At 68.5% G+C, this 254-nt stretch carries 1 protein-coding gene; it reads right to left on the minus strand.

The window, feature by feature from the left end; genetic code table 11:
• Positions 1–254, minus strand: a 254-nt coding sequence (locus ACTFO6_RS19165; protein WP_439935918.1) for a TRAP transporter large permease subunit, incomplete at both ends; no start/stop codon positions are given.

Below are 254 nucleotides of genomic sequence, written 5' to 3' on the forward strand. Positions count from 1 at the left end.
TGATAATGTAGGCGATGGAAGGCGGGCTCAGGATGCCGGTGCAGGCGCCCGCCGCCACCAGGGCGCAGGCGTAAGGCTTTGGGTAGCCCCGCTCCCCCAGCCGGTCCATGGTGATGCGGCCGATGGCCGCCGCGTCCGCCGCATCCGAGCCGGCAATGCAGGCAAAGAGGCCGCAACCCAGGACGGTGGAAGTGCCGAAGCCCGAGCGGAACGATCCGGTGCTGGCCTCGGCGAAGTCCAGCAGCTTATACACC

This window comes from Pelomicrobium sp. G1 (assembly GCF_051905455.1).
Taxonomy (GTDB): domain Bacteria; phylum Pseudomonadota; class Gammaproteobacteria; order Burkholderiales; family UBA6910; genus Pelomicrobium.